A 12002-nucleotide genomic window follows, 5' to 3' on the forward strand; every position below is an offset into this window, starting at 1 on the left:
CAATAGCATTTAAAAACACAGGGACAAGCACATGACCATCCAAGCCACTGGGGTGAGCGCCATCAGCATCGGCGACCTGCTAGAGCAAAACCTGCGCATTCCTCAATACCAGCGCCCCTACAGTTGGCAACCTGCCACCGCTTTGCAATTGCTCGATGACTTGAGGGATGCACAGGCCAGCAAGGGACAAGCCCCTTATGTGCTGGGCGCGGTCATTCTTCATGCGCGTGCGGGCTGGCTCGATGTGGTCGATGGCCAGCAAAGGTTGCTGACCTTGAAGATGATTTTTGCCATCCTTCAATCCGACCACGCCCTGGCCCTAGACAAAGCGGCTGACAACAATCCGGTCAAACTGGTTTGGCAGGCGCTTGAGCAGAAATTGGCAAGGCTGGATGGGAAGGGAAAAGACGATCTTCTGGACTTCATCCGCACCCGCTGCCAGTTGGTGCGCATCGTGACCGACGATGTGGATGAAGCCTTTCGGGTGTTCGATTCCCAAAATTACCGTGGCAAGCCACTGGCCCCCCACGATCTGCTCAAGGCCTACCACCTGCGCGAAATGAGGGGCGAATCGAAGGCAATGCAAGCAGCTGTGGTGCAAACCTGGGAATCGGTCGATGACAAACAACTCAACCGGCTGTTCTCCACCTTTCTGTACCGCATTGCCTGCTGGTCGCGTGGCAAGAGTGCGCCGGGATTTTCGATACACGATATTGGAATGTTCAAGGGCATTTCGCCTAAAGCCCGCAGTGGATTTTTGCTGCCCAGCGAACGCTATCACCTGGCAGCGCAAGCCGCGATGCCGCTTTTAACGGCCTGGATCCCCTCGACGGAGCACGATGTCCGGGACGCAGGCCGCAGCCGTTTCCAACTGGATGCCCCGCCAATTGCAGGCCGCCCTTTTTTCGAAATGGTGTCGTTCATGCTCCAGGAATTGGCGGCGCTGGAAAAAGAGGCCAAGGAATATGTGGGTGCGTTTGATGACTCGCAAAGCCGCTATCGCTATGTCTATGAGCTGTTCATCGCTGCGCTGCTGTATTTCACCAATAAATGCGGCACCCACGAATTCAGGCAGGCGCGCGACACCTTGTTTACCTGGGCCTATGCTTTGCGTGTGACCATGACCCGCGTGCAATTTGCCTCTGCCGACAACCGGGCGCGGGGCAAGGATGCTGCATCGCCCTTCGTCCTCATGCGCAACACCGCCCCAGTGCAGGCACTCAGACAACTTTCCGTGCAGCTCAAGCCACCCCACGCAGAACACGAAAAAGCCCTTGTGGCCTTTATTACCAAGACAAATACACCATGAGTACCAACGCAATGAAGCCCGATGCATTGAAACCCGAGTTGCTGACAGTGGGTGAACTATTCAGCCATGGCAACGTGTACACCGTGCCGATCTATCAGCGCAACTACGCTTGGCGGGCAGCGCAGATTGAACAGCTCATCAGCGATATTCAAGACGCGGCAATGGGCCATGAGAGCAGCTATTTCTTGGGCAACCTCGTCGTCACACCAAGAGCCAAGCCCAACGATTTTGAAGTGATTGACGGCCAACAGCGCCTGACCACGCTGTACTTGCTCCTGAGCTTTTTGGAGCATGACGGCACTCACCCATACGACCGCCATAAAGGTCGGCTGCAATATGAATCACGGGCGCGCGCTTCAGAGGCGCTGCGGCGGGTGGGGCAGGCATCCTATCGAGACGGCAGGCAGGTGCAAGATTCTTTGACTGAGGAAGATGGCGGTATCCATGAGGGCTTCAATATCATCCACCAAACCATTGAAACAAAATTTCGTGACCCGGTCAGCCGGGGGCAGTTTGCCGAGTTCTTGCGTTTCAAAGTCACCGTGGTGCGTGCATCGCTGCCGCCGACAACCGACCTGAACCGCTATTTCGAGATCATGAATACACGCGGCCAGCAGTTGCTGCAGGTGGATATTGTCAAAGCGCGACTGATGAGCAAGCTGCCGGATGCCGAGCGTGCCGGTTTTGCCTGGATTTGGGATGCCTGTGCCGACATGGACACTTACGTACAAATGTCATTGGCCCGGGGCGATACAGGCTTGCGCAGCACGATCTTTGGCGATGACTGGTGCTGGCTGGTGCCCACGGACTTCAACGCACTGCTCCGTATGCGTTCGCAATTCGATGCCTCTACCTCTACCTTTGCAGCAGTCGCGGCCTTGTCGCTGGAGGGCGCATTGCAAAAATACGCCCAGGCCCATGTGCAGGAATCCAGCGTTGATGAAGGCAACGAGCGTTTTCGCTCCACCATCGAATTTCCAGTTTTTCTGCTGCATGTCTTAAAGGTCAAAAATGGCCAGGGTGATGAAAACGAAGGGCAGCTCGACGACAAGCACCTGATTGCATCGTTCACCAATGCCATGCCCACAGATCATGAGGCGCAATGGGTGCGGGACTTCGCTTTTACCTTGCTCAAATGCCGCAATCTTTTTGATGCTTTCATTTTGAAGCGCCAGTTCACGACCAGCACCGACAGTGAAGAGGGCGACTGGTCTTTGCAGCGATTAAAGAAAAACACCAGCAGTGCGACACCGGGTTATGTGCATACCTTCCGGACAGACACTGCAACCGATGAGCCCGACACTGCAACCCACGATGCACTGCTGCTGCAGTCCATGCTGCGCATCACCTACACCTCGCCGCGCACCATGCACTGGATCACCCAGACCCTGCAGTGGTTGGTGCGGCAAGAAAAGCCAGGCACCATTACCAGCGCTGGTCTGGTCGATTTATTGCAGAACTATGCCCGCGCCAAAGTGAAATCTGCTTTTTTTGACACCAAGGAGCCGTCCGACGAGCAGCCCAATGCGCATCCACAAGGCTTTGGCATTGCCCGGATTGTTTTCACCTACCTGGACTATTTGTTGCTGGACGAGGCAACGAAAAAGGACTTCAAATTTCAATTTCGCACCTCGATCGAGCATTTCTATCCACAACACCCGGATAAGGAGCAATCCGGTGCTGATGTCACAGACAAAAAATTGCACCTTCTGGGCAATCTTGCGCTGGTAAGCGTCGGCGCAAACTCCAAATTCAGCAATAGTTTTCCAAAGGCCAAGGCCGAGAACTTCAAAGACACCATCGCCCAGCAAAGCCCCAAGTTGCGGCAGATGGCAGACATTGCCCTGCGCGATGGCTGGGGCGATGCACAGGTGCAAGCCCACCACAATGCGATGCTTACAACACTGCAAAACGCGCTAGGGCCGCATCTGAATATGCGAGACTGAAAGCCGTGCCCCAACGCTCCGACACCCTGGAAACCACCCTGCTGGCGCTGGAAATCCTGCGCCACATTCCCCGCAAACACAAAATCACCGCCAAGGAGCTGCAGCAGAAACTGCAGTGCGCGGGCATCAAGCGTGACCTGCGCAGCGTGCAGCGGCTGATGGCGGCGCTCAGTGACAGCGCAGCGCTGGGCATAGAGCGCGATGACCGCAGCAAGCCCTATGGTTTTCGCTGGCAAGAACAGGCACGCGGTATGGCCCTGGGTCAGCTCACGTTGCACGAATCGCTCTTGCTGCAATTGGCCCAGGAGCACCTCAAGCACCTGCTGCCGGTTCATCTGATGCAATCCATGGATGGCTTTTTTGCCCAGGCACGGCGCAACCTGGATGGGCAGAGCCCCAACGAACGCCTGGCCCGCCAATGGCCGAGCAAGGTTCGCGTGGTGGCCACCAGCCAGCCTTTGCTGCCTCCGGCGATTGCTCCGGGTGTGCTGGAAGAAGTCAGTGAGGCGCTGTACGCCAACCGCTGGCTGGAGCTGGATTACCAAAACGCGGCCGGGGTGCGCAAGGCCGTCAAAGTCATGCCCCTGGGATTGGCCCAGCAAGGCCCACGCCTGTACCTGGTATGCCGGTACGAGGGCTTTGATAACGAGCGCAGCTTGGCGCTGCACCGCATCCGCAAGGCGCAAGCCTCCACCCTGGGTTTTGAGCGCCCGACAAATTTTGATTTCCAGCGGTATGACGACGATGGCCGGTTTGGCTTTGGTGAGGGAGAACGGGTGCGTTTGACGTTTGAAGTTGAACGCGATGCTGGATTTCACCTGCGTGAAACGCCGCTGTCGCATGACCAGCAGGTTGAAGATTTGGCCGATGACTGGCTGCGCATTACGGCCACTGTGGTCGATAGCGCCATGCTGCACTGGTGGCTGCGTGGCTTTGGGGCTGCTGTGCGGGCAGTGCAGCGTGACCCCATTCTTGCGTGAGCACGGCCCCTCATCGGTACAATCAAGCACCGGGCCCAAGTTTCTTGCGGCTCGGTTTTTTTATGCCTGTACGGTTTTGCAGGCATGGCCGAGCCTTTCAAGCCAAGCGCCCCAGCGCACAGGATGCCCCTGCTGCAGCCTTACTTTTTGGAGCTTGGATTCTTTATGGAAATTTTTGACTACGACAACATCCTGCTGCTGCCGCGCAAGTGCCGGGTAGAGAGCCGCTCAGAGTGCGATGCCAGCGTGCAACTGGGCGCACGGCGCTTCAAGTTGCCGGTGGTGCCAGCGAACATGAAAACGGTGCTGGACGAATCCATCTGCCGCTTTCTGGCGGCCAATGGCTACTTCTACGTCATGCACCGCTTCGACGTGGACAACGTGGCCTTTACCCGCGATATGCAGCAGCGCGGGCTGTTTGCCTCGATCTCGCTGGGGGTAAAAGCGCCGGATTACGCCACGGTGGATCGGTTTGTGGCCGAGGGGCTGTGCCCGGAATACATCACCATCGACATTGCCCACGGCCATGCCGAGAGCGTGCAGAAGATGATCGCCTACCTGAAGGCGAAGATTCCCGCCGCCTTCGTCATCGCCGGCAACGTGGGCACGCCCGAGGCGGTGATTGACCTGGAGAACTGGGGCGCGGATGCCACCAAGGTGGGCATTGGCCCCGGCAAGGTGTGCATCACCAAGCTGAAAACGGGCTTTGGCACCGGCGGCTGGCAGTTGTCCGCGCTGAAGTGGTGCGCCCGTGTGGCGACCAAGCCCATCATTGCCGATGGCGGCATTCGCAGCCACGGCGACATTGCCAAGAGCGTGCGCTTTGGCGCGACGATGGTGATGGTCGGTTCGCTGTTTGCCGGGCATGAGGAATCGCCCGGCCAGACGGTGGAGGTGGATGGGCAGCGCTTTAAGGAGTATTACGGCTCGGCCAGCGACTTTAACAAGGGCGAGTACAAGCACGTCGAAGGCAAGCGCATCCTGGAGCCGATCAAGGGCCTGCTGGCCGATACGCTGATCGAGATGGAGCAGGATGTGCAAAGCTCCATCAGCTACGCCGGGGGCACGCAGTTGATGGACATCCGCAAGGTCAATTACGTGATCTTGGGCGGCGGCAACGATGCCGAGCACATCTTGATGTAAGCGCCCAGGCCAGTCGCGTTGCACGGGCGCTGCACCCGGCTAGGCACCGCCCGGCCCGCGATCGCGATAAGGCTCTCGGGGCGTTGGGTCTCTAGGGAAAAAACGCCGTGGGTCTTGGTGCTGCGCTGGGGGTGGGACGTGTCCATGGGGGCGCTCAGGCCTGGCGCTAGGCGGCGCTGGGGCGCGGTGCCCCCTGGGCGGATGCTGGGCATGTGGGGGCGGCCCAGGGCGATGGGCGTGGGGTGGTGGCCCAGGGCGCACGTGCGGTGGCGGTGCCGGGCGCACGTAGTGCCAGCGGCCCGGCTGCCAATGGTAGCGCTGGCCGCTCCAGACCCAGCGGCCCTGGCTCCAGGCATAGCCTGGCCCTGGTGGGCGAGGGCGGCGCTCAGCGCGTGGCGGCGGTGGATGGCCATAGCGGTGGGCGTGATGGCCTTCGTAGCGATCGTAGCGATCATGGCTTTCGTAGTGTTCGTAGCGATCGTGGTGACGATAGCCCCCTTCCACAGGCATGACCACACAGCCCGACAGCAGCGCTGCGCTGGCCAGTACAGCGCCCATGCGGGCGGAAAAAACAGCAGACAAGCGCTTCATGGCAAAACTCCTTGGGTATCTGGGTGGGCAAGACTGCGCAGTGCAGTGTGGCGTGTAGCCCGGCAATCTCCCATAACGAAACAGCCCGGTCATATGCTGACCGGGCTGGGTATCGTTGTGCTAAAGCGCAAGTAAAGTTTGTATCTGTACCGTAACGATCACTTGCCCCGGGACTGCAGGGCGGCAATGCGCTCTTCGATCGGCGGGTGGGTGGAGAACAGTTTGCCAATGCCCCCGGCAATGCCCATGGCCGCCATGTTTTTGGGCATTTCGCCCGGATGCATGCCGCCCAGACGGGCCAGGGCGTGCTGCATGGGCAGGCTACTGCCCATCATGTCGGCGGCCCCGGCATCAGCGCGAAATTCGCGCTGGCGCGAGAACCAGGCCACGATGATGGCGGCGACAAAGCCCAGCAAAATGTCCAGCACAATCGTCGAGACGTAGTAGCCAATGCCCGGGCCGCTGGATTCGCGGTCATCGCCCTTGCGCAAAAAGCTATCGACCGCATACCCAATCAGGCGCGAGAGGAAGACGACAAACGTGTTCATCACCCCCTGAATCAGCGTCATGGTGACCATGTCGCCATTGGCCACGTGGGCCACCTCGTGGCCGATTACCGCCTCAACTTCCTCGCGCGTCATGCCTTGCAGCAGACCGGTGGAGACCGCCACCAAGGCACTGTTTTTAAACGCGCCGGTTGCAAAGGCGTTGGGCTCCCCCTCGTAAATGCCCACTTCTGGCATGCCAATGCCCGCTTTCAGGGCAAAGTTGTGCACGGTTTGCACAATCCAGGCCTCATCGGCATTGCTGGGCTGGTTGATGATGCGCACACCCATGCTCATCTTGGCCATGGGCTTGCTCATCAAGAGCGAAATAATCGCCCCGCCAAAACCCATGATGAAGGCAAAGCCCAGCAAAGCGCCTAAATTGAGCCCATTGGACGTTAAGAATCGGTTCACCCCCAACAAGCTGGCGGTAATCCCCAACACCGCCACCACGGCAATATTGGTCAATAAAAATAAAGCGATGCGTTTCATACAAGCAAGGTGAAGTAGGTTGGTGCTGCCTTAGATCGTGAACACGTTCTTAGGTAAGGCAGAGTTACAGGACTTCAAGCGCCGCCCGTGCGGGACGGAAGACCATGGAGTCATCATAGAAATAAAAGTTCGCATTCTCTGCGCACCACCCCGGAATGCCCAGCACCGGCAGCGGAAAAAAGGGCTTGGTGGCCAAGTGCTCAGCCTGCAAGGCATGGGCCCAGCTGGTGTCGATAGATTGATCTTTTTTGATAGCTGTTGGCGCTTGGTAGATATGCGCTGTAATGCCTTTTCTTGGATAAACAAGCTTTTCCAATAAAGCATGCCCTAGGGGGTACAACTGCGCCTGCTGCCACAGTGGCCGCAGGGTCATAAACGCCAGTTGCCACTGCCGCGTCTGCAGTGCGTGCTGCAAGGCGGCCGGGGCGACGAGCAAGGCGGCATTCTCATCCAGCAACGTGAGCGCATCGCGCAGCGGCCCGCGCCGGGCTTGCACCCCTTGGGCCTGCACCGCTGCGCCGTGAATCTGGTTCATCCGCCGCTTGGTCTGCGGCCAATGCAGCCACATCAACCCATTGAAAAAATCATGCAAGTTATCCCGCGTGGGTACCTGGGCGCGCTCCAGGATGAATTGCTCATAAGCCATGCCCGAGGGCAAATCTGCCTGCGGCACAAAGCGCACCCCAGGATCGGGGGCTGCGCCCTGCGCTACCAAGTGATTAAAGGCCTGCGCCACCGTGGCACCAGCAAGCACCTGCTGCGCCGCAGCCTCTCCCAGTGCCGCATAGCGCTCTAGCCACGGGGCGTGCCAGTTGATGGCAGCAAAAGGGGGGCGTTTATCGTGGTTCATTTTTTGTTTTTTTGCGCACGGCCACCAGCGAGGTACCTTCGTTTTTGAATTCAAAATCCTCGACCGCCACCAGCAGCTTGGTCAAAGTGGCATAGCCGTAGTTGCGCGGATCAAACGATGCCTTGTTGCCAATTTGTGTGCGCAAGACACTGACTGGCACCCAGCCCGCATCGTCTTGCAAAGCCTGCACGGCAGAGCGCAGCAAGTTCATTAAGCGCGTGTTTTGGCGTAGCTGCGCCGTTTGCATGCGCCCGGTAGCTGCGGTTTTAGGAGCTTCTTGCGCTTTATTAGTAGTCTTTTCAGGCTGTTTTTCCTCTAAAGCCAAGTCTAGTTCAGTGGTTGGGACTGCACAATTTGTGTTTTCTTCGGCACTGGGCACCTCCTGCGGCCCGCCCAACGATTCCAGATACAAAAACCGCGAGCAGGCGTTCACAAACGCCTTGGGTGTCTGGTCGGCACCAAAGCCATAAACCTGCACTCCTTTGGCCCGCAGGTGCATGACCAGCGGGGTGAAGTCGCAGTCGGACGAGACGATGCCAAAGGCATTGGGCCGCTCGGTATACAGCAGCTCCATCGCATCCACCGTCATGGCCATGTCGGTAGCGTTTTTGCCCTTGGAGTAATCGAACTGCTGCATAGGCCGCAGCGCGTAGTCGAGCAGCTTGCTCTGCCAGCCGCTCAGGTGCGGCTTGGTCCAGTTGCCGTAAATACGGCGGATGCTGATCTCGCCCAGGGTGGATAACTCTGTCAGGATGTCGTCCACCTTCTCGGCGGGCGCATTGTCGGCATCAATGAGCAAGGCAATGCGCGGCTGCGGCGTGTTGTGCATGTCAGGCCGCCAGCAGCTTCCACCCCAGCGCCTCGCCCGCCGCCAAGGGTTTTAGTTCAGCGCCTTCGCCAAAGGCAAAGCTTTCGGGCGGGGTCCAGGTTTGCTTGACCAGGGTAACGGTGCTGGTGTTGCGCGGCAGGCCGTAGAAGTCGGGGCCGTGGAAGCTGGCAAAGCCTTCTAACTTATCCAGCGCACCCGCAGCCTCGAAGGCGGTGGCGTACAGCTCCAGCGCGGCGTGCGCCGAGTAGCAGCCGGCGCAGCCGCTGGCGTGCTCTTTCAGGTGCGCGGCGTGGGGGGCGCTGTCGGTGCCCAGGAAGAATTTGCTGCTGCCGCTGGTGGCCACTTGCACCAGCGCTTGGCGGTGCTCTTCGCGCTTGAGCACGGGCAGGCAGTAGTAGTGCGGGCGAATGCCACCGGTAAAGATGGCGTTGCGGTTGAACAGCAGGTGCTGCGGCGTGATGGTGGCACCGACAAAGCGGTCGGCCTCGCGCACGTAGTGGGCGGCTTCTTTGGTGGTGATGTGTTCGAAGACGATTTTCAGCTCGGGGAAGTCGCGGCGCAGCGGGATGAGTTGCTGGTCGATAAAGGCCGCCTCGCGGTCGAACAGGTCGATGTCGCTGCTGGTGACTTCGCCGTGGACGAGCAGCAGCAGGCCCTCGCGCTGCATGGCTTCCAGCACCGGATAAATTTTGCGCAGATCGGTCACGCCAAAGTCGCTGTTGGTGGTGGCACCGGCCGGGTAGAGCTTGCAGGCGACGATGCCAGCGGCTTTGGCGCGGGCGATTTCTTCGGGGGCGAGGTTGTCGGTCAGGTACAGCGTCATCAGCGGCTCAAACGGCACGCCTGCGGGCACGGCGGCCAGGATGCGTGCTTTGTAGGCCAGTGCCTGCGCGGTGGTGGTCACCGGCGGTTTGAGGTTGGGCATGATGATGGCGCGGGCAAATTGCGCAGCGGTGTGCGGCACGACGGCGTGCATGGCAGCGCCATCGCGCACGTGCAGGTGCCAGTCGTCGGGGCGGGTGAGGGTCAGGGTGGTGGTGGTCATGGCAGGGGTGGTTCAGGGCGCAGGAGCGCAGGTTGTCGATGGCGGTGTGGTGGCTGTGGCCGTGGATTACTGTTTAAAAGAGCTGTATCCGCTTGTATTTCAATGAATTTACTATCCTATAGCTAAAAAATCATTGATATACATGCGGATGCAGCTTCTTTTTTACTGGCTTGATAAGGCTTCCCAGCGCTCCAGGGCCAGCATGAGGGCCGCTTCAATCTCTGCATCGCGTGCATGCAGGGCCAAAGCGCGGGCATTGTCTTGGGCGTAGATTTGCGGGTCTGCCAGCGTGGTGCGCAGGCTAGCTTGCTCGGCTTCCAGCGCTTCGATGTGTGCGGGCAGTTGCTCCAATTCGCGTTGCTCTTTGTAGCTGAGCTTGCGCTTGGGGGGCGTGGCGGCGGGAGGGGTGATTTTTTCTTCTTTGATGGAAGGGGCGGATGCGGCAGTCGGCGTGGCCGGGGTTTTCTGGGCTTGTTCGGCCCAGGCCTGGCTGCGCTGTGATTGGGTGAGCCAGTCTTGCACGCTGCCTTCGTACTCGCGCCACAGGCCTTGGCCCTCGGCGGCGATGATGCTGGTGACTACGTTGTCCAAAAAAGTGCGGTCGTGGCTGACCAGGAAGACGGTGCCCTCGTACTGCTGCAGCAAGTCTTCGAGCAACTCCAGGGTTTCAATGTCCAAATCGTTGGTTGGCTCATCCAGCACCAAAACGTTGGCCGGGCGGGCAAACAGGCGGGCCAGCAGCAGGCGGTTGCGCTCCCCGCCGGACAATGAGCGCACCGGCGAGTGGGCCCGGGCAGGAGAGAATAAGAAATCCTGCAAATAGCTTTTCACATGCTTTTTGCTCTTGCCAATCTCAATCCATTCGCTGCCCGGACTGATGAAATCTTCCAGCGTGGCATCCAGGTCGATTTGTGCCCGCATCTGGTCAAAGTAAGCCACCTGCAGGTTGTTGCCCAAGCGCACTTGGCCGCTATCGGGGGCCAGCTCGCCCAGAATCATCTTGAGCAGGGTGGTTTTGCCAGCGCCATTGGCCCCCAGCAGGCCCACCTTATCCCCCCGCAAAATGGTTCCGCTGAAGCGGCTAACGATGGTTTTATCGCCAAATTGCTTAGAAACATCGCTTAATTCAGCAACGATCTTGCCCTGGTAGCTACTGTCTTTGCCAGAAGCAAGCTCCATTTGCACATTACCCAGGGTCACGCGCCGCGCTTCGCGGTTGGCCCGCAAGGCTTTGAGGCGCTCTATCCGGCTGACGCTGCGGGTGCGCCGGGCCTCTACCCCTTTGCGAATCCAGATTTCTTCTTGTGCCAACAGCTTGTCGGCCTTGGCGTTGAGCACCGCTTCTTGCTGCAGCTGCTCGGCCTTGAGCTGCTGGTACTGCGAGAAATTACCCGGATAAGAGCGCAGCTGCCCCCGGTCTAACTCAACAATGCGTGTGGCAATGCGATCGAGGAAGGCCCGGTCGTGGGTAATCGTGACCACGCTGCCTTTGAAGCCGAGCAGCAAATCCTCTAGCCAGGCAATCGAGTCCAAGTCCAAATGGTTGGTTGGCTCGTCTAAAAGCAAGACATCCGGCTTGGCGACCAAGGCTTGCGCCAAGGCCACCCGCTTTTTGGTGCCCCCGGAGAGGTCGCCCACTTTCGCCGAGGGATCCAGGTGCAGGCGCTGCAGCGTGGCCTGCACCCGCTGCTCCCAATTCCACGCATCCAGCGCCTCAATGCGTGATTGCAGCTGATCTAAATCAACACCAGGGTCGTGCGCCAGGTATTTTTCGCGCAAAGCAGCCGCTTCGGCCAAGCCCAGTGCCGCAGCCTCAAAAACGCTGTGGGTCGGCTCCAGATCAGGCTCTTGGGCCACATAGGCAATGCGCAAATCGGTTTGCAGCTGCAATTGCCCATCGTCTGCGTGGGCCAAGCCGCCAAGAATTTTCAGCAAGGAAGACTTGCCCGCCCCATTGCGCCCAATCAGGCCTACGCGCTCAGCACCCTCAAGAGAAAAATCCGTGTGGTCTAACAAAGCAACGTGGCCAAACGCCAGTTGCGCATTTAATAGTGTGATGAGTGCCATAAGGGGTAAATTATCCAAGGGAAGCTTGTGCCAGCGTGCAAGGATAAAGAAGTCCAGAATTTCCGGGAAAACCCCAATCTCATGCTATAGTTCGCCCCCTCGCAACGGCAAGCGGCGGGGCGGTGATTCAGAAGAGTTGCAGGCCCAGAAGAAAATTTTCTTCACCACTTGTCAGGTGCACAAATTTCTGTGTAGGATGCAAGGC

Annotated in this window: 11 protein-coding genes; 5 read left to right on the forward strand and 6 right to left on the reverse strand. The window is 58.9% G+C overall.

The annotated features are described in order from the left end of the window. The first annotated feature begins 31 nt into the window (after nt 1-31). The 4 genes from ACFO24_RS04975 to ACFO24_RS04990 all read left to right on the forward strand — a co-directional run bounded on the left by ACFO24_RS04975 (nt 32) and on the right by ACFO24_RS04990 (nt 5378). Nucleotides 32-1309: a DUF262 domain-containing protein gene (locus tag ACFO24_RS04975; protein ID WP_377737171.1), complete on the forward strand. Its 1278-nt coding sequence runs from the start codon at nt 32-34 to the stop codon at nt 1307-1309. Further along, complete coding sequence (locus ACFO24_RS04980) at nt 1306-3255, forward strand: DUF262 domain-containing protein (protein WP_377737172.1); 1950 nt, start codon at nt 1306-1308, stop codon at nt 3253-3255. Before ACFO24_RS04975 ends, ACFO24_RS04980 begins: the two co-directional genes overlap by 4 nt. Before the next feature lie 5 nt (nt 3256-3260). Next, the gene (locus ACFO24_RS04985; protein WP_377737173.1) at nt 3261-4235 is read left to right on the forward strand and encodes a helix-turn-helix transcriptional regulator; all 975 of its coding nucleotides are present in this window, start codon (nt 3261-3263) and stop codon (nt 4233-4235) included. Nucleotides 4236-4400: 165 nt separating this feature from the next. Further along, nucleotides 4401-5378, forward strand: a complete 978-nt coding sequence (locus tag ACFO24_RS04990; protein ID WP_377737175.1) for a GMP reductase — start codon at nt 4401-4403, stop codon at nt 5376-5378. 39 nt (nt 5379-5417) lie between these two features. Here ACFO24_RS04990 and ACFO24_RS04995 read toward each other — a convergent pair whose 3' ends face one another. Further along, complete coding sequence (locus tag ACFO24_RS04995) at nt 5418-5936, reverse strand: hypothetical protein (RefSeq protein WP_377737195.1); 519 nt, start codon at nt 5934-5936, stop codon at nt 5418-5420. On the opposite strand from ACFO24_RS04995, the gene ACFO24_RS05000 reads away from it, so the two are divergent. Continuing rightward, nucleotides 5887-6027 (forward strand): hypothetical protein, encoded by a 141-nt coding sequence (locus ACFO24_RS05000; RefSeq protein WP_377737196.1) that lies wholly within the window; start codon nt 5887-5889, stop codon nt 6025-6027. The two genes, ACFO24_RS04995 and ACFO24_RS05000, sit on opposite strands and share 50 nt — an antisense overlap. A 100-nt stretch (nt 6028-6127) precedes the next feature. On the opposite strand, the gene htpX is transcribed toward ACFO24_RS05000, so the two are convergent. The 5 genes from htpX to ACFO24_RS05025 form a co-directional block, all read right to left on the reverse strand. After that, nucleotides 6128-7006 carry a protease HtpX gene (gene htpX, locus ACFO24_RS05005; protein ID WP_377737177.1) on the reverse strand — a complete coding sequence of 293 codons (879 nt, stop codon included), beginning with the start codon at nt 7004-7006 and terminating at the stop codon, nt 6128-6130. Nucleotides 7007-7070: 64 nt separating this feature from the next. Continuing rightward, on the reverse strand, nt 7071-7856 hold the full coding sequence (locus tag ACFO24_RS05010; protein ID WP_377737178.1) for a DUF3025 domain-containing protein: 786 nt from the start codon (nt 7854-7856) through the stop codon (nt 7071-7073). Continuing rightward, nucleotides 7843-8685 (reverse strand): NYN domain-containing protein, encoded by an 843-nt coding sequence (locus ACFO24_RS05015; protein ID WP_377737180.1) that lies wholly within the window; start codon nt 8683-8685, stop codon nt 7843-7845. Before ACFO24_RS05015 ends, ACFO24_RS05010 begins: the two co-directional genes overlap by 14 nt. Before the next feature lies 1 nt (nt 8686). Further along, the gene (pyrC, locus tag ACFO24_RS05020; protein ID WP_207575085.1) at nt 8687-9730 is read right to left on the reverse strand and encodes a dihydroorotase; all 1044 of its coding nucleotides are present in this window, start codon (nt 9728-9730) and stop codon (nt 8687-8689) included. Nucleotides 9731-9892: 162 nt separating this feature from the next. Further along, a complete protein-coding gene (locus ACFO24_RS05025) occupies nt 9893-11797 on the reverse strand; it encodes an ATP-binding cassette domain-containing protein (protein WP_377737183.1) in 1905 nt (634 codons plus the stop codon). Between the last annotated feature and the right edge of the window lie 205 nt (nt 11798-12002).

The organism is Comamonas denitrificans, assembly GCF_042654745.1.
GTDB lineage: Bacteria > Pseudomonadota > Gammaproteobacteria > Burkholderiales > Burkholderiaceae_C > Comamonas > Comamonas denitrificans.